Raw genomic sequence first — 22,815 nt, 5'->3', positions numbered from 1 at the left:
AATAAAGTTTGTCGTCCGACCTCTGCCAATGGGTCGTCCGCCTGTTACGATGATTTCCGGACCGCCATTGATCAAGCGGAAGGGGATCAAGCGAAACGACGGTCTGCTCAAAAGTACGTTGATGTTTCGATTGCTCTACGAGAAAAGCGTCATGGTCGCCTACGTCGCCGACCCTCGGGAAGCACAGGACTTGATCCGAAAACGGCGGGAGGAAGGTCTCGACCGTTGGGACGAGGTGTGGGAAGGTGTGTACATCCTCATGCCCCTAGCGAATAACGAACATCAATCACTGGTAACGAATCTCGCCGGGGTTCTGCTCGGCGTGATCGAGCGACCGGGGCGGGGGCGGGTCTTTGCCGGCTGCAACGTCAGTGACCGAAAGCAGGACTGGGCGCAGAACTTTCGTTGCCCGGACGTCGCGGTTTATCTCGCCAGCAACCCGGCCGAAGATTGCGGGACGCACTGGGTCGGCGGACCGGACCTCGCCATCGAAGTCGTCAGCGAAGGCGACCGGGCCCATGAGAAAGGCGAATTCTACGCCTCGGTCGGCACGCGTGAGTTGCTGCTGCTCGATCGTGATCCGTGGCAGTTGAGTCTGTTTCGCAACACCGACGGTGCGATGAAGTTCGAGGGCCTCGTGCAGGCGGACCAGCCGATTTCCCTCATGACCGAAACGCTCGGCATCGAGTGGGGGCTCGCGAGCGGGACCGGTCGCCCCACTCTTGAACTGTCCGTGATTGCCGACGGGCAGCGATTTACGGTTTGAGTGTCAGGTTCGGCAACGGCAACGGCAACGGCAACGGTCCGACACTCGAAGTCCGAACTGAGTTCACCGGCGCGTACGGGGACCCCGCCGTGATCCCGCAGGACATGCACCCATACCGAGGTCGAAGGCGCAACGGGTGCGCCCGCGGAGAGTGATGCGGACCTCTTCGCCAATTCCCTCAGGCCGACTCCGAAGTCGCAGTTTGAGGTTCCTCCACGTTGAGCAGCGTCACAGCACTGCGCGGTCGCCACCTCCCGAGCAAGCCGAGTGGAAGTGCCAGGAAAACCCGCAACTCCGTGACGTTCGCATTAAGCAATTGGAGGACCGGACGGGCGACCTACTGGGTGCGACCTTCTGACGCAAGTCGGTTCGGGCTTGATATGCCCTCGCCGATCGTCATCGCGAACCTATAAAAATATGTCGACGCCAGGCCTGCGACATCTCATCCGAATTAACCCAGTCAAACAGTCAACCACGTCGGGAGAGACCGATGACATTCTTGCTGGCAGCCGTCGAAGGCGGCCTGTCGATGGATTTCGCGCAGAATACACCGCTGGAGTCGTTAACGCTGTACCTGTTCTTTGCCGGTACCGTCGGCATGGGCGCGGGAGCGATCTACTTCTTTATGCAGTTCTTTAATGTCGCGCCGCAGTATCGTTCTGCGATGGCGGTATCGACCTTGATTTGCGGAATTGCCTGCTTTCACTATTCAAAAATGACTTCGCAATACATGTCGGGCGAGGCGTTCCCGACAGCACTGCGTTACGTCGACTGGCTGTTCACTACGCCTCTGCTGCTCGTTAAATTCCCGCTGCTCTTACAAATTAAGAAGGGCGCCGGAAAGTTGATGGCCCAGCTCATTGTGCTCGATGTGCTGATGATCGTCACGGCATTTATCGCCGAGACGTCTGCGATCGGCAGCGGCGCGTGGTGGGGCTTCTTCATCGTTGCCTGCGTCTTTGAACTTGCGATTGTGGCGGTACTTTACACGCAAATCGGCAAAGCGATTGCCAAATCGCCGCCGCCCATCGCTGACGCTACTCGCGTAATGCGATACTTTATCTTGATCGGCTGGGCGATCTACCCGGTCGGGTTTCTCATGGCGCTCGGAGGCGCGGGTGAGTACCGGGAAATTTTCTATAATGTCGCCGATGTGATCAACAAAGTCGGTTTCGGGCTCGTCGCACTGGCCGGAATCCAGGCTTTGACAAAAGAAGGTCCGGGCGGTGGTGTCAAGACGGACGTCGAAGACTATCCCGCGGCGGCCTAAGAGTTGCGATTCTAAATCGTTTGAATTCCGGGCGGGCTTTTTCGCCCGGAATTCATTATGACGCCCTGTCGAGGTGCAGTCATGTGTGTCCGAATTATTGGGCCGGCAGTTCTGATCGCGGCGACACTCGGCTCATTTGCTGATCCCGACTATTCATGGAATTGGGCAGGTCTGCCTTTTCTTATATCGTGGTTCGTAATTGGCCTGCCGCACGGGGCGTTGGACTTTCGCCTCACCTTCCTCAACTCGCAACCGGCGACCGGCCCGGATCGGAAGATAATCGCCATAATTTATGTGGCGGGAATGCTGCTCAGTCTGATACTGCTTCTCGTTGTGCCAATTTTATTTGTGAGCGTCTTCTTCGCCGTTACGGCGATCCACTTCGGAGAACGCGATCGAGAGCGAGTTAAATCTTCGCATTCGCTGTTCGACGATTCGGCGATCGGCCTGCTCGTTTTGTCGCTACCTGCCTTTTTTCATGCTGCGGAATATGGCGAAGCCGTTCGCGGCTTGTCATTCACCACCGGCAGCGACGGATTACTCGGTCCGATTCCGGACGGTACATGGCTCGGCGTTGGAACGATCGGCTTGGCCGCTGCGGCAATCGTTCTATTTCGGGCGATGTTGCGGCGAGATTTGCGCATTTTCGACATTATTGAGGTCGGGGTCGTCCTTACGGCTGCGGCTGTGCTGCATCCGTTGTTCTTTATCGGATTATTTTTTCTGTCGTGGCACAGTGTCCGGCATTTGAGCCACTTTTGCTCTGGGCCACTCAATTCTTCCGCCATGATGCGGTTGCACGCTGATGCCTTAGTCCTTGCGGTGCCGTCGTGGATCGCCGTCTGTTTGGTCGCGGGAATCGCGGGTTACCCGTTCGGATCGGTTGGATATTGCTATCTCATCGTTGCGTTTTACGGGATTGTCAGTCCGAGCCATCACGTGCTTGTCGCTCGCAATCTCATTCGTGCCAGAAAAACTCAACGGGTTGCGAGAATTGATGAGCGAGATGATCGCGTTGCCTCCTCGCATGCGTTGACGTAGCTTTCAGCCGCAGGGGCCGCACGGTAGGGTGAGACTTTGATACTTGCTCTTCCTTTCATCCCCCACCGCCGTGTTCTTCCTAAGGAAACTCGTTCACACTTTCGATCTGCTTACCAGCGGAAAGTGGGTGCTGCTGGCGACATTGGTGGGCATCGTCGCGGGGTTGGCGGGAATTGTCTTCCAAATTCTGAGCCAGATCGTCAGTTGGTTCGGCCTCGGGCGAATTGCCGGATACCATCCGCCCGAGCCGATCGGTGAGCCGGAGTTCATCAGCCCGTTGCTGGAGATCTGGATCGGCTCCGCGCACGCGGAATTCTCGCCGCTGTGGCTGCTGGCAATCATGACGATCGGCGGCCTTGTCTCCGGATTTCTCGTCTTCACATTCGCGCCGGAGGCCGAAGGGCATGGGACCGATGCGGCGATCGAAGGATTTCACCAGAAACGGGGCTACATCTCCCCGCGGATCCCGATCATCAAACTGCTGGCCTCGGCCGTCACACTCGGCACGGGAGGCAGTGGCGGGCGTGAGGGACCGATCGCGCAGATCGGCGCCGGGTTCGGTTCGCTCCTCGGCACTCAGTTAAATCTTTCATCACGTGACCGGCGGGTCCTGTTGGCCGCGGGCATTGGGGCCGGCGTTGGTGCGGTGTTCCGTGCCCCATTGGCCGGGGCATTGTTTGCGGCAGAAATTCTTTACAAAGACTCCGACGTCGAGACCGACGTCCTTGTTCCGGCAGCGATCGCCTCGATCGTCGGATACACGGTCTTCACGCAAACTCTGCCGGAAGACATTCGCTTCATGCCGCTGTTCGGGCCGGACCTGCAGCACACCAGCGGGTCGGTGTTGCTGATGATTCCGTACGCGGTGTTGTCGATCGCCCTCGCGATCACCGGCTTTCTCTACATCAAATCGTTTTACGGAACGACAGCCCTGTTTCATCGCCTGCCGTTGCCGCGGCATGTGCGTCCGGCGATCGGTGCATTCCTCACCGGGGTCGTTGGAATCGGTCTGTATTACGCGTTTGACGGTCGGAGTGAAGTGCTGGCGGTTCTGGCAACCGGTTACGGCACGCTTCAGATGGCGGTCAGCAGCGCCGGTGACGTCGGCATCCCGATCCTTTTGACGGTCGCGCTCGTCAAGATTTTGACGACCTCTCTGACGATCGGCTCCGGCGGATCGGGGGGCGTTTTCGGCCCGAGTATGGTGATCGGAGGGTGCCTTGGCGGCGCGATCGGACTGGCGTTTCAATCGGTCTGGCCGTCACTCGTGACCGAGCCGGAAGCCTTCGCGATTGTCGGTATGGCGGGGTTCTTCTCCGGCGTGGCCCGAGCCCCGATCTCGACGATCGTAATGGTCCACGAACTCACCGGCGATTACGGGCTGCTGCCACCGACGATGCTCGTGTCGACGCTCTGTTTTCTGCTGCTTCACGGCCAGACGATCTACGTCAAGCAGGTGCCGACGCGGCTCGATTCGCCCGCGCACCGCGGCGACTTTCTCGTCGATATTCTCGCGGGTTTGAAAGTGGACGGCATCTTCCGCAGGGACCGCCCCTTTATGACCATTCCAGAATCGGCCTCGCTCGACGATATCGTGCATCGCCTGGCCGAGTCTCACCAGCATTACTTCCCGGTCGTCGACAAGAACGACGAGATGATCGGCATTTTCAGTGCCGACGACGTGCGTGCGTATATCTTCGATTCGACATTGTGGAAACTCGCCAATGCCCGCGACGTCATGACCACCGAATTCGTTTCGGTGCTTCCGGACGATGACCTCAACCACGCGATGCGGCGATTCACCGCGCTCAATCTCGATGAGCTACCGGTGATGGACCCGATCGAGTCGACGAAAATCCTCGGGTTCGTCCGTCGCAAAGAAGCGATCGCCGCTTACAACCGCCGACTTGCCGAGCACAAAAAACGTGTCGAAGAGGGTTGAGGTGACGCGGTGAAGAGCGTGCCGCGGAAGACGTCCGGGTTGCGCAGCGAGAAGTGCCGTCAGTCAAACATTTCCTTGCTGAATCGGCATCGAATATTTGATGTGATCGTTTTCTTGATGCTCTGGCGGCTGCGCCGCACGGACGGTGTCCGTGACACTCAATACAGCCCGTAAACGGGGACGTAGTAAATCATCCGGCACGCGGCGGCGCACTCGGTTTTCTCTCGCTTCGGCTCTGGTTCAGACTTTGAATTCGGCTTGGCTGCGGTGGTTGTCGTCGCGGGTTGCGGTTCTTCCACGTCGACATAGCCGTCGAGTTCCTGGCGAATCCCTTCGGTCGAAATAACTTCGACCGGAATGTCGATCCGACCGGCTTGCTTCGCCGTCGCAACCAACTCGCGAGACACCGTTTCGCCGGGTGAGAGGTTGCCAAGGTTCTGCCACAGGTCGCGATCATTACCGAACCGCAGCGGCGTGTCTTCTCGACCTACGAGTTTGACGCCCGTCAGGGGGGACTCTCCGGTGTTCTCGATTTCGAAACGAATCGGGCAATCGCCGCCGGCGCTGAAGTACTCGGGAAGCGTCATTCGGATTCGAATTTTCCCGCCGAGAACCTCGGTCGTGGCGGCTAATGACTGGACGGAGCGAACGGTCGCGCGGCTGTGAAACTCGCCTTCACCTTTGTCTTCAGCGAACACGGTGACGGTCAGTTGATGCGATTCGCCGGCTCGCAAACCCGCGAGGTGCCAGCGGAGAGTTCCGTCTTCGTAAGCCGCCGCGGGTTCGGCGTCCGCCACGCGGAAGGGGTCGGCGATTAACTCTTCGACAACGAGCGCATCGGAGGTCGCTTCGCCGGTGTTGGTGACCGTCAGGGAGTACGTGATCGTTCCGCTCGACGCCGTCTGCGGTTGCGACTTCTCGACGATGATCGCGACGGTCTTCGGAGACGTATCCTCGTTGTAGACGGCATCCGACGGTCCGGGGATTCGCCCCAATTCAATGGAGCGTTGAGATGACTCGTAGCCGGCACGCATCAGCGGTTCGCTATCACGTCGACGGGAGGCGAGGCTCCAGTCGTCGAATCCGGTCGGCTCCGAGGTCTGAATTTTGGTTTCGCCGCGGACAAAGAATTCCCGACCCTGCTCTTCGAGATCGAACCGGGCGACATCATACGGCAGCTCCGCCCGATAGCTGTCTGCTGTCAGATGGGGCTCCGGGGTCGGCAGCGGCTCAGGATCCTCTTCGGGAACGGCGACAGGCGCGAACGGGTCGGGGAAACCGCCGAACGGGTCGTCGACTTTTTCGATCGGCGGCAGTTCTTCCGCGGCGATCACATTGCTTTGCGTCGTCGGAAGAAATTGGAACAACAGGATCAACAGCATCAGCCCGACGGTGCCGGTGACGGTGGCTGCGGTCCACAGAAAGCCGCGCCAGTTGAAAGTACCGTCGTCGTTCGGCCGCTGCGACCGGAATAGGTGGTTGGAATGGAACATGGATTCGGGTGAGTCTGATGGGGTTGAGAACGTGCTCGCGGACAACCGATTGTGCGACCGCAATGGTGCGGCCGACGGGGTCTTCGGCGCCATCCGCCACGGCGGCGGATTGTGCGATGATTGACCGGTCAGCCGGTCGTGGAGCAGCGTCCATGCCCAGAAGATGGCGGCCACCGTGCCGACCATCGTTTCGTCTAATCGACGGCGAACATGCCGAATCTCATCGCGGACCGCCGTTGCGGTCCCGGCGAAGCGATCAAGCCGAATGTCGGTGTATTCGGGCCGATAGGACCACACGAGACGCGAGTTCGTCCCGTTCGGGTCTTGCACGACTCGCGGAACGGTGCCGTCGATTCTGCGAGCCTCAGCCACCCAGGCGCGGCGGCACTGCAGCCATGCGGCGCGGCACTGGTCGTAGAGGCTCGTCAGCAACGGATCGTCCGCCACGATGGCGGGTCGACGCGCGCGGCGGTACGGACCGTAATAACGGTGCAGATTATTTCTCACGGCGGGTTTCCGGAGAGCGAGGGTCGAACGCGATCAAACAGGCACGACTTTGCGGGTCGTCGCACCTGCCGGACGCTCGGTCTGGGCTTTGTCTCAGAAATCTGCGTCACCAAGAGGCCGCGGCGGCCTTTCGCGTTGACGCCATACTTCTGAATTTCGGGACTGACGCTCTTCTTATACCGGTCGATAGCACATCACCGTCGCGTCACAAAGACGAATTTCGGGCGTGATCCGTTTCGCTTGGGATTCAGGCGTCGGGCGATCTCGCCGGGTAAGGCTGAGACACAGTAGCGAATCTGCCGACGCATCCCGTTGCGAAGACCGGTTCGGTCGATTCAATTGCCCGGATCAATTGCGTATCGGAGTGGCGCGGTAGCCGGCGCGCGTGTCATTCGCCCGAATGATGAGCCCAGGCGTGTTCAAGTCGGCGACGTGCGAGAGCATTCTGGCCCCGAAAATCGGCTCGGTCGTGGCCAATCGGTCGCTCAGAGGGGCCGGCGCTTTGGAATCCTTGAGATCATTCAGGTAGTCAATCAGCGTGTCCCGGCCCGAAGGGGACGAGTGGAGCAGGTAATGCACCCACGCCCAGGATTCCCCGTAGTCGAGCCGCTGCATCGCGGCGAAGTCGTTGAGCGACTCCAGCCGTTCCAAGTCAGGCCGCCAACCGTCGACAATGGATGATGCGAGCAGTTGAGGGTAATCGGAATTGATCCCCCCTCGTTGCGACTCGGGGACTTCGTAGTACTCGGCCAAGCCTTCGTCGATCCACAGCGGGACGTTCCCCAGACAGGCGTGAAGCACGCCGTGGGTGTATTCGTGCCGGAGATCCTCTTGAATCTTCTCGCCCCAGAAGGTGTAGACGGCGAGTTCACTTTTAGTACCGACGAAGTAGGCCCGCCGCGGCGGTAGGCCGGGGTGCATCGAGTTGAGATAGTTGCGGTATCGCTGCTCGTTCGGGAATAGATAAACGACCACATCCCGCTCAGGCTCGGGCAGTGCCAACTCTGCGACGATCCGCTCTTTCAGCCCGACCAAGTCGGTCACGACCGGATGACGGTCGGAGAGCTTGAAGTCGCTCACGATCACCATGTGCCCGTTGCGAGTCGTGTGCTGCTCGGGCAGTCGGACGAGCGGCTGCTTCTGCGGCGCGCGACATCCCGCCGCCGCGAGCAGGACTGCGGCACATATGAGTCCCGCGACAGACATGACGGGTCGAGTTGTCACGACGGAGTCGAACAGAGGAACAGTACTCTCGTTGAAATATAATGACTCAAACAAGCCGCGCACGTAGTAAGCGGATTCGACAACAAGCAGCGCACGAAGTAAGCGGATCAACAAATCTCCCGTGTTACCTCTCGTCACCGAACATCCGCCACCTCAGCGAGTGCTGGTGCCCTCGGCACCGAGCGCGGCTCCGCCCAGGCGAAACAAGTCGCCCAGAACGCCGGTCGCGGCTTCTTTGACCACGAGTTCGCCGTGGCCAGAATCGACCATTGATTTCGTCAGCACGGCGTGGTCCGACCAATCACGGGCATTCCAGTCCCGTACATCGGCGTACAAATCTCGGAGTGTCGGCGAGGCTTTCCCGACGAACAGGAATTCTTCGCCGGTCCGGACGACGTGGTAGTTGTAACCGGCCCACATCCCGCCGGCTCCGAGCGCAATGCCGAAGAACAGGAGAAACAGGTATTTCATTGGACTAAAAATCGCACGCGGAGCAGGGACGAGAACAGCGGCGCAAGCGTTCGCCGAGGGCGCAACCCGACGCGAGTTGTGGCACAATCACGCGAACGGGACAAGACGGCTTCGGGGGTTGAGACTTGTATCGATCGCCCCGCGATGACCACCCATTGACAGCAGGTTGGCCGGACACACGACCCATTTCCGCTACAATGGACTCGCGACGAAGATCAGAGAATTAAATGTCAGAGGCCGCATGAAAATTGCCATTGTGGGCGGAGGACTGTGCGGACTGACCGCGGGCAGAGAACTCGACTCGGCCGGCCTGGCGGTCACCGTGTTCGATAAAGGCCGCGGCGTCGGAGGTCGCATGTCGACCCGCCGCGCCGACGATGGCGTCCTGTTCGATCACGGCGCCCAGTACTTCACCGCCCGCGACCCCCGATTTCAGGAGGCGGTCGATCAGTGGGTTGATTCCGAGGTCGCCGCCGAATGGACCGGTCGGATCGTCGCCATCGGCGAGGACGATCAGCAGCCCAAAGACGAGGCCATCCGCTTCGTGGGCGTCCCGGGAATGAGCAATGTCTGCCGGCGACTCGCCGAAGGGATAGACGTGCGCAAAGCCACGCGGGTCGCGTCGATTCAGCAGCAAAATGGCGGTTGGGCGCTTACGGACGAAAATGATGCTTCACTCGGCGAATTTGATCGGGTCCTCGTAACCGCGCCGCCGATCCAGACGGCAGCCCTTCTCGATGGGATCGCACCGTTCGCCTCCCAAATCGCTGACGTGAATCTCGACCCCTGCTGGGCGGTGATGGTGACGTTCGCGGAGCGTTTCGAAGTTCCGTTCGATGGAGCGTTCGTTAACCGGGAGGACGCCAAACTTTCATGGGTCGCTCGAATGTCGTCGCGTCCCGATCGGCCGACCGAGCCCGATGCGTGGGTCCTGCACGGTTCGCCCGCGTGGTCGAACCGATCAATCGAAGACCCGCCGTTCGGCGTCAGGGCCGCACTACTGGAAGACTTTTCGATCGTGACCGAAAGGACCCTCCCGCCGGTCAAGTCGGCCGAGGCCCATCGCTGGCGCTACGCCTTCTGCCCCGACCCGCTCGACGCCGGCTGCTTCTATGACCCCGACACGGGCCTCGGCGCCGGCGGCGACTGGTGCAACGGCGCCCGCGTTGAAGGTGCCTTCTTAAGTGGAATGGAACTGGCCGGGCGGGTCTTGGAGTCGCGCTAAAAGACTTTTCGAAGCCTCGCCGAACATTCGATACTCTGATTCTGAGCTATCGAATAAGAAGTGGCCGTTTACCAGAAATATCGTTCTCCGATTCCATTGTCCGGCAGCCCCATCATCTCTCGCCACCTGGTTTCGATCATAACCGAGTGGAGTTGATCACGCACGCCGTAGTTGCCGAGAGCGAACGAGTCGTTGACCTCGACAATTAACGTCTGACCGGTGGATGTGATGCCCCAGTCAATACCACAGGCAATTGGCTGATTATCAAATGCATCTTGCGCCGCTTGCATTACTTCAACGTCAGGAAATCGAAGCGGATCACCAAGATAATGCGCGACATTGACAATACGTCCGCGAAAGACCGAAGCACGCCATTCGGATACGAAATCGACATACTCTTGCACGAGTATCGGTACATCACTCTCAATGGCGTTCGACGCGATCAGGTCGCGGAACTCTCGAATCACGCCGCCTTTGAAAAGCTTATGACGGTTGAAAGGTTTTATGTGGAGGGGCAGTTGATCCGATCTATTGTTGACCAGCGCCCGAACCTCACCGAGTGTGCTCTCCCACCATCGCCTCCCGATCCAAGGAGCAAGTTCGTCGGGCAAATCTAACATTGGCGGAAGAGGTCGACCCGCGCGAACAAGAGCCTCACGAACGGTTGAAACGCCCCCGGCAACAATTGTTTCATCGGGGAATTTTAACAACCCGCGATCCAGGAAGCCCTCATCGAGTTGCGGATAATTAAACCGGACTACTTCGTATCCGCGCTCCCAGAACGCGTGAGCTGTTCGATTAAGACTCATGTAATTCGGGTCCCCCTCGTGCCCCTCCTGAATATATGCGCGCATTGGTGAATCCTGTTGAGACATAATGCTCAGTGGCGTTCTAAGAGCAGTTTTCTGAAAGGGGCACGGCTATCGTCGCGCAGTTCGTCGCGCCTCAGGAATCGATCTATTTTGCTCAGATGGTTCCATCGAATCAATTGCAGATGTTCACTTCAAAGAACCTCGAAGAGCGTCCGGTTGTGCGGGCGATCAATCCTCCTACAGTACCATTCGAAAAGCAGACCGGGCGCGACGCGGTTAAGTAATGGAGAAACGATTAGTCTTGGAAGAACACCCTCCATGCCAAATTATCCCGCGGCATTCACTCCGTCGCGGCTGCCAATTTCTTCTCTTGAGCCCATTGCCACAGGCCGCGGGCGTTGAGCAAGATGAAACCGACGTTGCCGATGATCACTCCGACGCTGGCGGTCATGACGCCGAAGACCGTCCAGCAGGCATTGCCGAGCATGAACACGACAAATCCGGACGGATTCTTGTTGCCGATCAGCCACATCGCCACGAAGCACAGAATCATGGCCGCGTGATCGACGCCGTAATATTGAAACAGTTCGAGTGGGGGCATCGGCCGTCTTTCGGGAGTTTCGGAAACGAAGTCGGACCATCGTGCCGCGAATCGGGCCGTTGATCCATCAACGAATGGCGATCGACGCGGAAGACGGCTCGCACGCAGTGATTGTTGACACATCTTTTGCGTCACTTAGCATTGACGCATCCCCGTCCGTGCGCGTTCGTGACCCGATATGTCCCTCGCTCGAGAAATCAAAAAGAAAAGGCCGTTCGACTGCCCCGAGCAGGAGGCCGCGCTCAATCTCCGCCGGACGGCGGGGATCGTTCTGGAACAGCACGATCGGCTGTTCAAGCGGCACGGGATTTCCTCGCCGCTCTACAACATTCTGCGAATTCTCCGCGGCAACGACGGCGGATTGCCCTGTTCGGAGATCGGCTCGCAGATGGTGACGCGGGTGCCCGACACGACGCGGCTGATCGATCGCCTGGAGCGATTGGGGTTCGTCCTGCGAGAGCGGGGCGAGTCCGACCGACGGGTCGTCACGGTGAAGATCACCTCAGCCGGTCTCGAGCTGCTCGCGTCGCTCGAACGACCGGTGATGGATTTGCACAAACAGTCGCTGGGTCACCTCTCTGAATCGGAACTGGCCGACTTGAATCGCCTGCTGACCAAAGCACGCTCCGCAAGTGATGACGCCGCCAGTTAGTAGGTCCAACGATAGCCCAACGCGCAAGCGAGGCCGAGCGAACGGCCGGAAAACGTTCACGCGCCCGTTCGAACAAGTCAAATGCTCAACCGGGCGGCAGCAATCGACGTCTCGACGACGTCAAAGGCGATCTCGTCTTCGGCACACCAACGACAGCCCGACGCGCGAGCGAGGCCGTGACAATACGAGCAGAAAACGATAGTGGTCCAGTCCGACAAATCGGAAACTGAATTGGGCGGCAGTAAAAGATGTCTCGACGACACCCAAAGGCGATCTTGCTTCCGGCACACCAACGACAGCCCGACGCGCGAGCGAGGCCGTAACAATACGGGGGCGGCAAGAACACCGTCCCCGGCCCCCGAATATTGCCCGACGCCGCACCGATTGACTTGCGAATTAACGCAAAAATTCGCAGTGTTCTTGAAATGGGGAAAACCCCGGTGCAGCGACGAGCCCTCGCGATTGTGCCGACCCGGCTTCCCCAATTGCTGCTGCGAAATCCACACAACCATGAGATGAGACAAAAAGATGCTGGCGAATCGACCGATGATCGGCGGTCAGGTCGGCCCCTACGAGCTTCTGAGCGAATTGGGAGTTGGCGGTGCAGGGGAGGTCTACAAAGGTCGGCACGTTGAGACCGGCAACGAAGCCGCCATCAAGGTGTTGCTTCCGCAGCACGCCGAAAACGAAGACGTCTTTCGCCGGTTCGTGCGCGAGATCGGGATCGCCGAGCGGCTCGACGATCCGCATTTAGTCAAGCATCTCGATTGCAGCCTGCACGGCGACGTTCTGTACTACGCGATGGAACTGGTCCCGTGGGGCTCGCTCCGCGACATCCTCATCCAGCGAGATCGGCTGCCTTGGAAAGAAGCGGTCGAGTCAGCCGAGCACATCTCGTCGGCGCTCGCCGCACTGCATAAAGAGGGAATCGTCCACCGCGACCTCAAGCCCGACAACGTATTTCTCTCCGACGACGGACGGCTGAAGATCGGCGACTTCGGCTTAGCCCGTGATCTCGGCGCGACCCGCCTGACCATCGACGGGACGACGGTCGGGTCGATGCGGTATATGGCTCCCGAACAGGTCCGGGGAGAAGACGACCTCGACGGCCGCGTCGATCTCTACGCACTCGGATGCCTGTTGTTCGAGATGGTCACCGGTCGGCTGCCCTTCGAGGGCCGCGCCACGATCGACATCTTTAATGCGCACGTCAAAGAGACACCCCCGCGGGCGAGCGAGTTCAATCCGCAGATTCCGCGCGCGCTCGATGATCTCATCGCCAAACTGCTGGAAAAATCTCGTGACGCCCGCCCCGAGACGGCTACGGCTGTCCGAACCGTGCTGCTGAAGTTATTGGAAAACGACGGAAATGATGTCGATGTCGAGGCACTGCTCGCTGAGGTGCGGATAGCTCCGCGAACCTCGGCGGTCGAACCGGCCGTCCCCACTTCCGGAGAGGCGGTTGCGGAATCGCTGACCGAACGCCTGAAGAACACGGAGGCCCGGCCCGAAGTCTCGGCGGGGCGACTCGCCGTGATCGGGGTGATCGTACTGGTCGTTGCGGCGATCGCGTGGTTCGCAACGCGGAGCGAGGCCACGCCCGACGCGGACGAACCGTCAGCCCCGACCGCGGATGGCAATGCCGAGACCGACTAACACAAGCACGCCCCCGGCGACCTGCGTCCAACCGACCGCTTCTCCCAAAATCAGATACCCGAACAGGCCGACAAATATCGGCTGCGCCAGCAGCAGGGGAGAGGCGATGCTGACCGGCAAGTGCCGTAGCGACGTCGCGATTAAGCCTTGGCCGAGCAAGTGCGGGATTATCGCGAGGCCGAGCAGCGGCAGCCAGCCGATCGCTTCGTTCGGCAAATACCGATGCCCCAAGAGCATCGGCACCGGCAGTAGGAGCAGGCTGCCCGCGATCGACGCGTACGTCAGAATGGTCCGGGCAGTAAAGCGGCGACGGGCCAACTTGGCGGCAATCTGATATCCCGCGTAGCAGACCGCCGCCGCCAGCGCCATGCCGTTGCCGAAGGGAGTGCTCCGCGTATCGAGTCGGACATCAACCAGGATCGCGACTCCCACAAGAGCCGCCGCCACACCGGCCGGATAGAGCCACGTGAGTCGCTCACGCAGGACCGCCCAACCGATGAATGCGACCAACAGCGTGGCGAGATTCGCAATCACCGTGGCGTTCGCCACCGGCGTGTAAAGAAACGACACGTGCCAGCAGGCCATGTCGCACGCGAGAAACACCCCCGGCACGGCGACGGCTGCGATCTCGCGAAGTGAGCGCGGGCTATCGTCGGGTCTCGTGTCACCGCGATGTTGCTGAAACCACGACGCACCGATCAGAAACGGAAGGGCGAGCGTGAACCGCCAAAATGCGGAGGCCGTCGGGTCGACCTCGTACCATCCGGCCATACGGGCGAGGATCGGCGCGAACCCGATTCCCATCACACCGATCAGCAATAACCCAGCCGCTTGGGCGAAGCTCAGTTCCGACTGCTCATGGTGCGTTTTCGCGGGGGGATCAGGTGAGGACATCGTCAATCGCTGAAAAGCTCACGACCTCGTCCCGCCGAACGAGGACCCGCTTGCGGTTCGCACTAATGCCGTACAACTTCGCGTCCCGCACGTAATTTTCCCGATTCGTCGGTGAGTCGCGCAGGTCATGCACGTCGGCATCGCGCAAGCTGAAATGAAGTTCGTCCGCTTCCACCAGCGTGCCGAGAATCACGAACATGGACGAAAGGTCGAAGACCACGACTCGGCCGAAGAGCTTGGCGATCGTTGAGGAATCGGTCATGGCAGTTGAAGTATGGTCGATGCCTCACATGAAACAAGCGGGCGAAAATTGCGGGTGGCCGGGGACGGCGCTTTCGCCGCCCCCGGAATCGATCGATCACACGAAAACGACTCGTGAAGATGCGTTGGTAGACGTCTTAATCGCGGTGATTGACGGATAAGAAAGTAGTGCGGGGCACGCACGCCCACTTCAAGGCGCGTTCGATCCGCTTACTTCGTGCGCGGCTTGTGTCGTGGATGATCCGCTTACTTTGTGCGCGGCTTGTGCTGTGATGACGCGCCGGGTTCATCCGCCCGATGCCATCCGTTGGTAGGCGTCCATCTCCATCTTGCTGCCCACGACGAGCGGCACGCGCTGGTGGATGTCGGTCGGGACGATATCGACAGTCCGTTCGTCTCCGCTCAGTGCGACGCCCCCGGCCTGCTCGGCGAGAAAGGCGATTGTGTTCGCTTCATACAGCAGCCGCAGCTTGCCGTCGGGCTGCTCGGTCGTCGGCGGATAAAGGAACACCCCGCCCCGGAGGAGCGTGCGGTGGAAGTCGGCTACAAGCGAGCCGATGTAGCGCGACGAATACTTGTAGCCGAGTTCGCCCCGCCGGAGCATATCGATGTACTCGCCGTAATGTGGCGGAAAGCGGTCGCGATAGGCTTCGTTCGTTGAGTAATAGCGGCCCTGCTGCGGCATCTGCATGTTTTCGTGACTGAGCAGAAACGCCCCGATCGACGGGTCGAGCGTGAAACCATGCACGCCGTTGCCGACGCTGTAGACGAGAATCGTCGAGGAGCCGTACACGACGTAACCGGCGGCGACCTGTTTGCTGCCCGCCTGCAACGCCCATTTGGCCGGGTCATTCGCCGTCGCGGGATCGTCCGGCTTGTGAAACACGCTGAACGTCGTGCCGACCGAGACACCGACGTCGATATTTGACGACCCATCCAGCGGATCGAAGACCACCGCGTATTTTGACTTCGACGCGTCTTCCCGCAGCACCAGCGGATGCTCGGACTCCTCCGAAACCAGCATCCCAATGCTCTCGCGAAACGCGAGGCACTCGGCGAGTACGCCGTCGGCGTAAACGTCGAGCTTCTGCTGCTGCTCGCCCTGCACATTGACCGCGCCGGCTCGCCCGGTCATGTCGTTCAGCCCGGCCAGCCGCACCTTGTTGGCAATCAGTTTCGTCGCCAGCGTGATTCCCGACAGCAGCCAACTGAATTCGCCCGACGCCCCGGGGAAGCGGGTCTGCTCACTCAAAATGTGCTGCTGCACCGTCACAAAACCGCGATCAGCCAGCGGCGTCGATTCCGGACGGTAATTCGGACTGGTTGTGTTCTGAGACATGAGATCGTCGCCTGTTCGAAATGCTCCCCTCCCGAGGCAATGGCAAGCCGTCGGAAGTTACGGATCAGATTACGACTCTAATCGCAGCGGCGCTATCACAACATGCTCCGCGGATCACAGGGATTTACCAGACCGCCAAGTTCCAATCACCGTCGCGGATCTCGAATTCCCTTCCCAGAAACATTTCGCGCGCGAAGCAATGATGCGTACCGCCCGACCCCTGCCCCGCAGGACTTCGCCAGACCTTCTATTTTGACTCAGCAGAAACCCGCAGCCTGGCGATAACAGGTAGTGTGAGGCGTCTGCGGAGAATACGCGGGCTGCCCAAACCCGAATCAATGTGATGGTGACGCGGGCCGAACCCTGAACCGCGCCCTCGAACGGAGGATTCTCCAGTGCAGCCTCAGAATTCGATGCAGACACGAACGACCGAAGACGACTCGATGACCCGCGACAACTTCCAAAATTGGACGTTGCTCGGCGTCGGCCTGACCGCCGGGTTGTTCGCCGGTTACCTGACCGTCGTCCGGCCGATGCAAGATGAGATGTCAATGGTCCGCAAGGACCTCTCAGCAATGCGGGCCGAAGTCGCCGCGTTGGCCGACGAAACCGAATCGATCGAACATGGTGCCTCGCTGCTCAGCGCGATCCGTGGGCAACAGCGCGAATTGCACGCCGCGAATGACGCTTTAGAGACGATTCGTCAGTTTCGGGCGGACGTCGAAGCCGAAGGCGATCGATCGTTTCAGGCCTTGGCGGCGGTCGACCTGCTCGCCGGATTGCAGGACGACCTCATCGCCGGCCGCATCGTGACGAAGGCCGCCGCAGCAGAGTACGACCGCACCGCCGAACTCCAGGAGCGGATCGCCGATTCAGCGCATCAGATCAACGAAGCTCGCTCTTCGATTGATCGCATCGAGCAGATGCAGGACGCGTTGGTCTCCGCCCGCGGTCGGCAGGCGCTCGCGGAACTGTCGCTCAACCGCATGGCCGGAATGCAGCGACGATTGATCGCCGAGTCGTCAGCCGGCGTCGCAGCCGCGAAGAGGATGGATCAAGTGGTCGGGCTGCACGACCGCCTGATCGCCCACGGTCGCACCGTCGCCGAGGCCGACAAGAGCCTCGATCGCCTCGCCGACCTCAAGTACGACGTCATCCTCGAGGGAACCGACGTGCAAGACGCGTTCGTGGCCGCCGATGCCCTCATCGGACTCAAGCGGGAAATCGCCGCGGAAGACGACGTGCATGAGTCGCTCGATAAGGCGACCGACCTCGTGCTGCTTAAGGAGACCGTCAACGAGGCGGCGACCGAAGTGGGTGTGGCCCGGCACAACGCCGAAGAGCTGATCGCCCTGCGGGATCGCCTGGCCGGCGGGGAAGAACAGGGGGCGACCTCGGCCGCCGACGATCACCTCGACGGGCTCGTCTCGCTGCGAAATCGTGTCAACCGCGGAGCCTGGGCGACGAAGATTGCCGCCGAGAACCTGACGGACGCCGACAACGTGATCGACCGGCTGGCCGATCGCTCCGACGACATCGCCAACGCCGTCGAATCGGTCGAAATCCTTTCCGACCTGAGCGAAGAGATGGGCCGCCACCTTTCGATGATGAACGGCTTCCGCCGCGACCTGATCGAACTGGCAATGCTCGAACCGGCAATCACCCGGGCCTACCGCGTCATCGCCCCGCTGGCCGACATGGCCAACCTGCAACGGCTTAGCGTGCAAGAAGTCCGACAGGCCGCCCGGGTCATCCTGCAGCAACGTGACCACGCCATCGCCGCCGAAGTCAGCAGCGACACGGCCACAAAATAATCGAAAAGGAATGCAGTAGCTAAGTGAGTCGGCTGGGTGTCCTGATCCTCAATGCCTGCCGATTGAAGAAGCCCGCCGCTGATCCCGGCGGGCTTCTTTATTTCTATTGCGTTTAAGAGTCGAGGGTGTCAAAACGACAAACAAGCCGCGCACGAAGTAAGCGGATTAACCAGGCCCCCATCGAATGCGACTGTCGACCTGCAACCTATTTCAATTCAATCCGAAAATTCTTATACCGCACATGAGTCGGGCCGCTGACGTGGAGCTGCAATGCGATCTGGCCTTCCTTGCGTCCCTCCGGATCGACGAGGTTGACACACTCGTGGCCATTAATCGAGGTGCGAACGCGGTCGCCGACGGCTTCGATGGTGTACTCGTTCCATTCGCCAGGCTTCACGAAGGCTTCACCCGACTTTTCCCACAGCAGCTTACGGCCGCCCTCTTCATAGAGTTTTCCCCACCAGCCCTCACCGATGTCGGCCTGATAGCCGTGAACCTCGGTGTTGGAAAGGCGTTCGGAACGAAATTGAATTCCGCTGTTGCCTTTGTTCTCGACCAGCTTGACGTCAACCGTCAACTTGAAGTCGCCGAAGGTCAATTCGCTGGTTAAGAACTCTAGGTGGTTCATCTTCGGCGCTCGGCCGACGATCTCGCCGTCCTCAACGGCCCAATATTCTTTGTTACCGATCCAGCCGGTGAGATCCTCGCCGTTGAAGAATTTCGGGAGAACCTTTGGAGTGGCCTTAATCGGCACCTGCTTGAGGCTTTGCAGATAGGCCAGCAGCGACCGCACTTCTTCAGGTGACTTATTTTTGAGCTGATTCTCAGGCATCATTGATTGATCGCTGCGGTTCCAGAACTCCAGCTCGTCTTTGGAGAGCACCACCTTGCCGTCGACGGTTTTTAAGGTGAGAGAGACGTCGGTCTCATCGACGGGCAACCCGGTCGTCACCCGACCGTCAACCCCAACCGCCACGATCGGCCGGTACTGCTTAGCCATAACGGCGCTCGGGTCGACAATGTTGTGCAGGAGGTACTCAAGGCTCCCCCGATTGGCCCCGGTAATCCCCGGCCCGATATCGCCGCCGGTGCCGAAAAGCTCGTGACACTGCGCACAAGTTTCGACAAACACCGCCCGGCCCAACGTGAGATCGGGCTTTTCAAAATAAACCGCGTTCTGCTGACGCGTGAGACGACGGATTTGATCCTGCTTTTCCTTCGGTGTCGACCGGACCGACCCCCAAACCGAGGCGATGCGATCGGAAAGTTTCTTATCACCCAAATTCGTGATCTGTCGAACGATGTCGGCCGGAATGTCACTTATTTTAAGCACACCATTTTCCGCGGCATCGAGCAATTGATGGGCATAGGAGGCTCGCGATGCCAATGTCGAATAGGCGGCCCGCCGCGACTCGAGATCGAACTCCGCAAAATAATTAAGAATCACCTGCGGCGTCTCTTCGCGGTCGTATTCGGCAAGTGCTCTTAACGCGGCCGGTCGTAACTCACCCTTCTGGACTAATTCGAACAGAATAGGCGGCAGGCCCGGTTCACGAACGGCTTGCAATGCTTTAATAGCCTCCCGTCGCCGGTCATCCGGTGCCCCTGAGTCTTTCGCCAAGCGATGCAGTTCCCCAATAACTCGCTTGTCGCCAAACCGCAGTGCGAGAGATCGCGTGGGCGTTTGCAGGGTCTTCTCACCGCTGCGGCGCAGCGTCTCGCGGACCGCCACCCAATCGCGGGGCATCTCGTAGCTTCGAACGCCACGTAATGCGAGCAGCATCGCATCGAGCAAATCTCTCCGCCGCCCGGTATTTTCGGTCTTAAGTATTTGCCCGGTGAGGAAAGCGAACGACTCTGCCTGACGCCCCTCGGCGATCCGCCGCGCCGCGAATTCGTATAGCAACGGAATTGGCGAACCGGCCGCAATTTCCAATCCGGTCGCGTGGTCGGCCCCCGCCACGGGTTCCAAGGCATACCAGTACATCAGCGGCAGGTTGTGATCGCCGACATCTTCGGAATGCTTCACAAGTTGCCAAAGAAGCGGAACCCGCTGCTCCATATCCATCCGTCCGGCCGCCGAGGCCAGATAAAGACGTACGAGCTGCGACGCGTCCTCTTTGGCCATTCGCACAAATATGTCGAGCTGCGCGTCGCTCAATTGGCGGTCTTCCATCAACAGTTGGATCGCCCAACCACGAACCGCCGGATCGCTGTCATTAAGAGCCTGCTCGGCGATCTCGTCGGTCAAGCCCCCGGTCACGTGCGACGCCCACAGCCCACGCAGGCGGCGGGTCACGTCATTGTGATTGAGCGCAATCTCTTCGAGCCGTTCATGAACTTCCGGATTGCCGCCCCGCTCCTGCAAAAGTCGCCGGGCGTGTCGGACAAACCAGTCATTCTCATGGAGTTGCAGTTCGACCAGTTCGAGGTCGGACTTGTCTTTCAAATCGATCTTAATCGGCTTCGCATTGTCATAGCTCACGCGGAAAATTCGTCCGTTGCCGCGGTCGTGCTGACTGATATCAACACGGTGGCACTGTTGAATATCGTACCAGTCGATCATTGTCATCTGACCGTCGGGTCCATACCGCATGTTAATAATCTGCGATGACTTATCGTTGGCGAACAGGAAGTCGGGGCAGCGGTTGCCGACATAACCCGAGCCGTCACGTGACAATTGATCCTGATTCAGCCGCGCTCCGTGGATGTTGTTCATCAGGAGCTTGTTACGGTATTTTTCGGGCCATTCTCCGCCGAGATAGAGCATCGCCCCCGCGTGGGCGTGTCCGCCTCCGAATTCGTCGGCCCCTCGGCGCGACGACTGCCACGGATTGGTCCCATCCCAGTGGCGATGTTTCGCAATGGTCTTAATGTCGTCATACGTGTAAGGATTGAAGTGCTGGCCTGCCTGACGCTGATATCGGGCCCCCTGAATGACGTGATACAGGTGCGGAATCACGCACGCCGTAATGAAGGCGTGTCCGCGATCATTAAAATCGACGCCCCATGGATTGCTGGTGCCGTGCGCGAAGACTTCAAACTCGTGCTTCGTCGGATGATAACGCCACACGCCGCAGTTGATCCGCTGACGTTCAGAATCGGCCGCCCCCGGCTTACCGACGTTGGAATGCGTAAAGACGCCGTGACATCCGTAGAGCCAGCCATCGGGTCCCCAAATGAACGCGTTTAAGGTTTCGTGCGTATCCTGCCAGGCCCAGCCGTCCAGTAGAATCTCCGGCTCGCCATCGGGAACGTCGTCGCCGTCCGCATCCGGGATGAACATGAAATATGGCGCGGCTCCGACCCACACTCCGCCGAAGCCGACTTCAAGCCCGCTGACGAGATTTAAGCCTTCATAGAAGATCGTTCGCTTGTCGAGCGTGCCGTCGAGATCGGTATCTTCGAAAATTAAAATGCGGTCGCGGCCTTTGTCGCCTTTCGCCCGGCGCGGGTATTCATAAGCCTCTGCCACCCACACCCGTCCTCGATCATCAAGTGCCATGGCAATCGGCTGCCGGACATCGGGTTCCGCGGCGGCGAGTTGCACCCGAAACCCTTCCGGAACCGACATGTGGTCGGCGGCTTTGTCGACAACGATTCGATCGACCATCTCGGGTCGCCCGAAGGCGTGAGCCGATTCGACGGTGCTCGTCTGGCTGATAGTCACAAAGGTGCCTTTTTTGCTGCCCACGACCACATCGGGGACGTCATCGTCGTTCACATCGCCGACCTGCACCTGCACACCGACCCCGGAACCAACATCGAGTTGCTTCGGCTCAAAGGTGACCTTTCCCAAGTCCGAGCGTCGGGTCAGCATCGCGACAAGTAGCACCGGCCCGTCGGCTCCTATGTCTTTGCCGCCATGGGCCCACCAGCGTTTGCCGGTGATGACGTCTTTCAAACCGTCGCCGTCGAGGTCAACCAGTTCAATCGCATGCAATTGAGAGACGGAAAGTTCGAACGGGCGCTCGTCGGCCGACTCACCCATGATGAGATGCTTGCGAAATTTAATTTCGCCCTTTTCTTTAAACTGCTCGAACCATGCGAGGCCGTAGCCGTGGGCGTGCATGCCGGTCAGAACGTCATTGTCCCCGTCGCCATCGAAGTCGTAGGCATGCATCTGAGCGCCGCCGCGATTCGTAAATTGATAGGGGTGGAGCGTCCAACGACCGGTGCCTGAGGCGGGTTGTTCCCACCAGCCCTTCTTTTCCAATAGATCAGGCCGTCCGTCACCGCTGACATCGCCCACGCCCAGGCCGTGGGTAAACTTATGAATGTTCTTCTGCGGAGTGATCGGCCGAAACTCCCACGCGGCTTCCGGCTGAGCAGAGCGAGCCGCGTAGCCATAAAAACCGTTGTGAGCGCAGATCAGCTCTTTAGTACCGTCGCCGTTAATATCGGCGAACGTGGGGGACTCGTTATCGACCGATTCGAGCACAAGGTGACGGGGCCAGTGTCCGTCGCGGCCTGTGTTTTCAAACCAGTAGGCTGCTTTGCCGGGAAATCCGATGACTAAGAGATCGGGCTTTCCGTCACTATTAATATCGTCCCCAAAGGCGAAGAAATTATCCGAGTAGCCCTTCGGATTGAAGGGTTTCGGTTCGTAAACTTCGACAACGTTGGATTTCCAATCAGGGCCGTAATAGATGTACGGCCCGCTGGCGATATCGACGTGCCCGTCGCCGTCGAAATCGGCAAAGGCTGCTCCTTCGCCGTAGAATTCGTCGGAGAGCTGAATCGTGTCGTAATCGACGTTCTCAGCCGAACACGCCCCGGCAATTAGTAGGGAAGCCAAGCAGGCGACAGAGCGAAGGGACATGAACCGGTCCTCGGTCATGGAGGGT

Annotated in this window: 18 protein-coding genes; 9 read left to right on the top strand and 9 right to left on the bottom strand. The window is 59.5% G+C overall.

Going from position 1 to position 22,815, the window contains the following annotated elements:
• Positions 1 to 28 precede the first annotated feature (28 nt).
• From Pan189_RS03180 to Pan189_RS03165, 4 genes are all read left to right on the top strand, one after another.
• The gene (locus tag Pan189_RS03180; protein WP_145362515.1) at positions 29 to 766 is read left to right on the top strand and encodes a Uma2 family endonuclease; all 738 of its coding nucleotides are present in this window, start codon (positions 29 to 31) and stop codon (positions 764 to 766) included.
• Positions 767 to 1,256: 490 nt separating this feature from the next.
• On the top strand, positions 1,257 to 2,036 hold the full coding sequence (locus tag Pan189_RS03175; protein ID WP_145362514.1) for a bacteriorhodopsin: 780 nt from the start codon (positions 1,257 to 1,259) through the stop codon (positions 2,034 to 2,036).
• Between the two features lie 81 nt (positions 2,037 to 2,117).
• Positions 2,118 to 3,077 (top strand): Brp/Blh family beta-carotene 15,15'-dioxygenase, encoded by a 960-nt coding sequence (locus Pan189_RS03170; RefSeq protein WP_310821021.1) that lies wholly within the window; start codon positions 2,118 to 2,120, stop codon positions 3,075 to 3,077.
• A gap of 70 nt (positions 3,078 to 3,147) precedes the next feature.
• Positions 3,148 to 5,019, top strand: a complete 1,872-nt coding sequence (locus tag Pan189_RS03165) for a chloride channel protein (protein WP_145366083.1) — start codon at positions 3,148 to 3,150, stop codon at positions 5,017 to 5,019.
• A gap of 158 nt (positions 5,020 to 5,177) precedes the next feature.
• Here Pan189_RS03165 and Pan189_RS03160 read toward each other — a convergent pair whose 3' ends face one another.
• From Pan189_RS03160 to Pan189_RS03150, 3 genes are all read right to left on the bottom strand, one after another.
• Positions 5,178 to 7,019, bottom strand: a complete 1,842-nt coding sequence (locus Pan189_RS03160) for a COG1361 family protein (protein WP_145362512.1) — start codon at positions 7,017 to 7,019, stop codon at positions 5,178 to 5,180.
• Between the two features lie 348 nt (positions 7,020 to 7,367).
• Positions 7,368 to 8,354 (bottom strand): DUF1570 domain-containing protein, encoded by a 987-nt coding sequence (locus tag Pan189_RS03155; RefSeq protein WP_310821019.1) that lies wholly within the window; start codon positions 8,352 to 8,354, stop codon positions 7,368 to 7,370.
• 42 nt (positions 8,355 to 8,396) lie between these two features.
• Entirely contained in the window at positions 8,397 to 8,714 is a 318-nt protein-coding gene (locus Pan189_RS03150) for a hypothetical protein (RefSeq protein WP_145362510.1), read from the bottom strand.
• 241 nt (positions 8,715 to 8,955) lie between these two features.
• Here Pan189_RS03150 and Pan189_RS03145 point away from each other — a divergent pair, with 241 nt between their 5' ends.
• Positions 8,956 to 9,939, top strand: coding sequence for an NAD(P)/FAD-dependent oxidoreductase (locus tag Pan189_RS03145; RefSeq protein WP_145362509.1), 984 nt, complete (start codon positions 8,956 to 8,958; stop codon positions 9,937 to 9,939).
• 68 nt (positions 9,940 to 10,007) lie between these two features.
• Here Pan189_RS03145 and Pan189_RS03140 read toward each other — a convergent pair whose 3' ends face one another.
• Complete coding sequence (locus Pan189_RS03140; protein WP_145362508.1) at positions 10,008 to 10,814, bottom strand: ATP-grasp domain-containing protein; 807 nt, start codon at positions 10,812 to 10,814, stop codon at positions 10,008 to 10,010.
• A gap of 277 nt (positions 10,815 to 11,091) precedes the next feature.
• Positions 11,092 to 11,352 carry a nicotinamide mononucleotide transporter gene (locus Pan189_RS03135; RefSeq protein WP_310821018.1) on the bottom strand — a complete coding sequence of 87 codons (261 nt, stop codon included), beginning with the start codon at positions 11,350 to 11,352 and terminating at the stop codon, positions 11,092 to 11,094.
• Positions 11,353 to 11,530: 178 nt separating this feature from the next.
• On the opposite strand from Pan189_RS03135, the gene Pan189_RS03130 reads away from it, so the two are divergent.
• Together Pan189_RS03130 and Pan189_RS03125 are read left to right on the top strand one after the other, a co-directional pair.
• A complete protein-coding gene (locus Pan189_RS03130; RefSeq protein WP_145362506.1) occupies positions 11,531 to 12,004 on the top strand; it encodes a MarR family winged helix-turn-helix transcriptional regulator in 474 nt (157 codons plus the stop codon).
• Positions 12,005 to 12,532: 528 nt separating this feature from the next.
• Positions 12,533 to 13,660: a serine/threonine-protein kinase gene (locus tag Pan189_RS03125; RefSeq protein WP_145362505.1), complete on the top strand. Its 1,128-nt coding sequence runs from the start codon at positions 12,533 to 12,535 to the stop codon at positions 13,658 to 13,660.
• Here the strand turns inward: Pan189_RS03125 and Pan189_RS03120 are convergent.
• On the bottom strand, positions 13,622 to 14,554 hold the full coding sequence (locus Pan189_RS03120; protein ID WP_145362504.1) for a DMT family transporter: 933 nt from the start codon (positions 14,552 to 14,554) through the stop codon (positions 13,622 to 13,624). The genes Pan189_RS03125 and Pan189_RS03120 overlap by 39 nt on opposite strands.
• On the bottom strand, positions 14,541 to 14,816 hold the full coding sequence (locus tag Pan189_RS03115) for a hypothetical protein (RefSeq protein WP_145362503.1): 276 nt from the start codon (positions 14,814 to 14,816) through the stop codon (positions 14,541 to 14,543). Before Pan189_RS03115 ends, Pan189_RS03120 begins: the two co-directional genes overlap by 14 nt.
• Here Pan189_RS03115 and Pan189_RS21195 point away from each other — a divergent pair.
• Positions 14,815 to 14,976: a hypothetical protein gene (locus Pan189_RS21195; RefSeq protein WP_310821017.1), complete on the top strand. Its 162-nt coding sequence runs from the start codon at positions 14,815 to 14,817 to the stop codon at positions 14,974 to 14,976. The two genes, Pan189_RS03115 and Pan189_RS21195, sit on opposite strands and share 2 nt — an antisense overlap.
• A 125-nt stretch (positions 14,977 to 15,101) precedes the next feature.
• On the opposite strand, the gene fbp is transcribed toward Pan189_RS21195, so the two are convergent.
• Positions 15,102 to 16,154: a class 1 fructose-bisphosphatase gene (gene fbp / locus Pan189_RS03110; protein ID WP_145362502.1), complete on the bottom strand. Its 1,053-nt coding sequence runs from the start codon at positions 16,152 to 16,154 to the stop codon at positions 15,102 to 15,104.
• 413 nt (positions 16,155 to 16,567) lie between these two features.
• Between fbp and Pan189_RS03105 the strand changes: the two genes are divergently transcribed.
• A complete protein-coding gene (locus Pan189_RS03105; RefSeq protein ID WP_310821016.1) occupies positions 16,568 to 17,968 on the top strand; it encodes a coiled-coil domain-containing protein in 1,401 nt (466 codons plus the stop codon).
• A gap of 205 nt (positions 17,969 to 18,173) precedes the next feature.
• Here the strand turns inward: Pan189_RS03105 and Pan189_RS03100 are convergent, their stop codons facing one another.
• Positions 18,174 to 22,790 (bottom strand): PVC-type heme-binding CxxCH protein, encoded by a 4,617-nt coding sequence (locus tag Pan189_RS03100; protein ID WP_310821015.1) that lies wholly within the window; start codon positions 22,788 to 22,790, stop codon positions 18,174 to 18,176.
• Positions 22,791 to 22,815 lie beyond the last annotated feature (25 nt).

The organism is Stratiformator vulcanicus, assembly GCF_007744515.1.
Taxonomy (GTDB): domain Bacteria; phylum Planctomycetota; class Planctomycetia; order Planctomycetales; family Planctomycetaceae; genus Stratiformator; species Stratiformator vulcanicus.
Note: the sequence above shows the minus strand (reverse complement) of the source record. Positions and strands in the feature narration are given on the sequence as shown.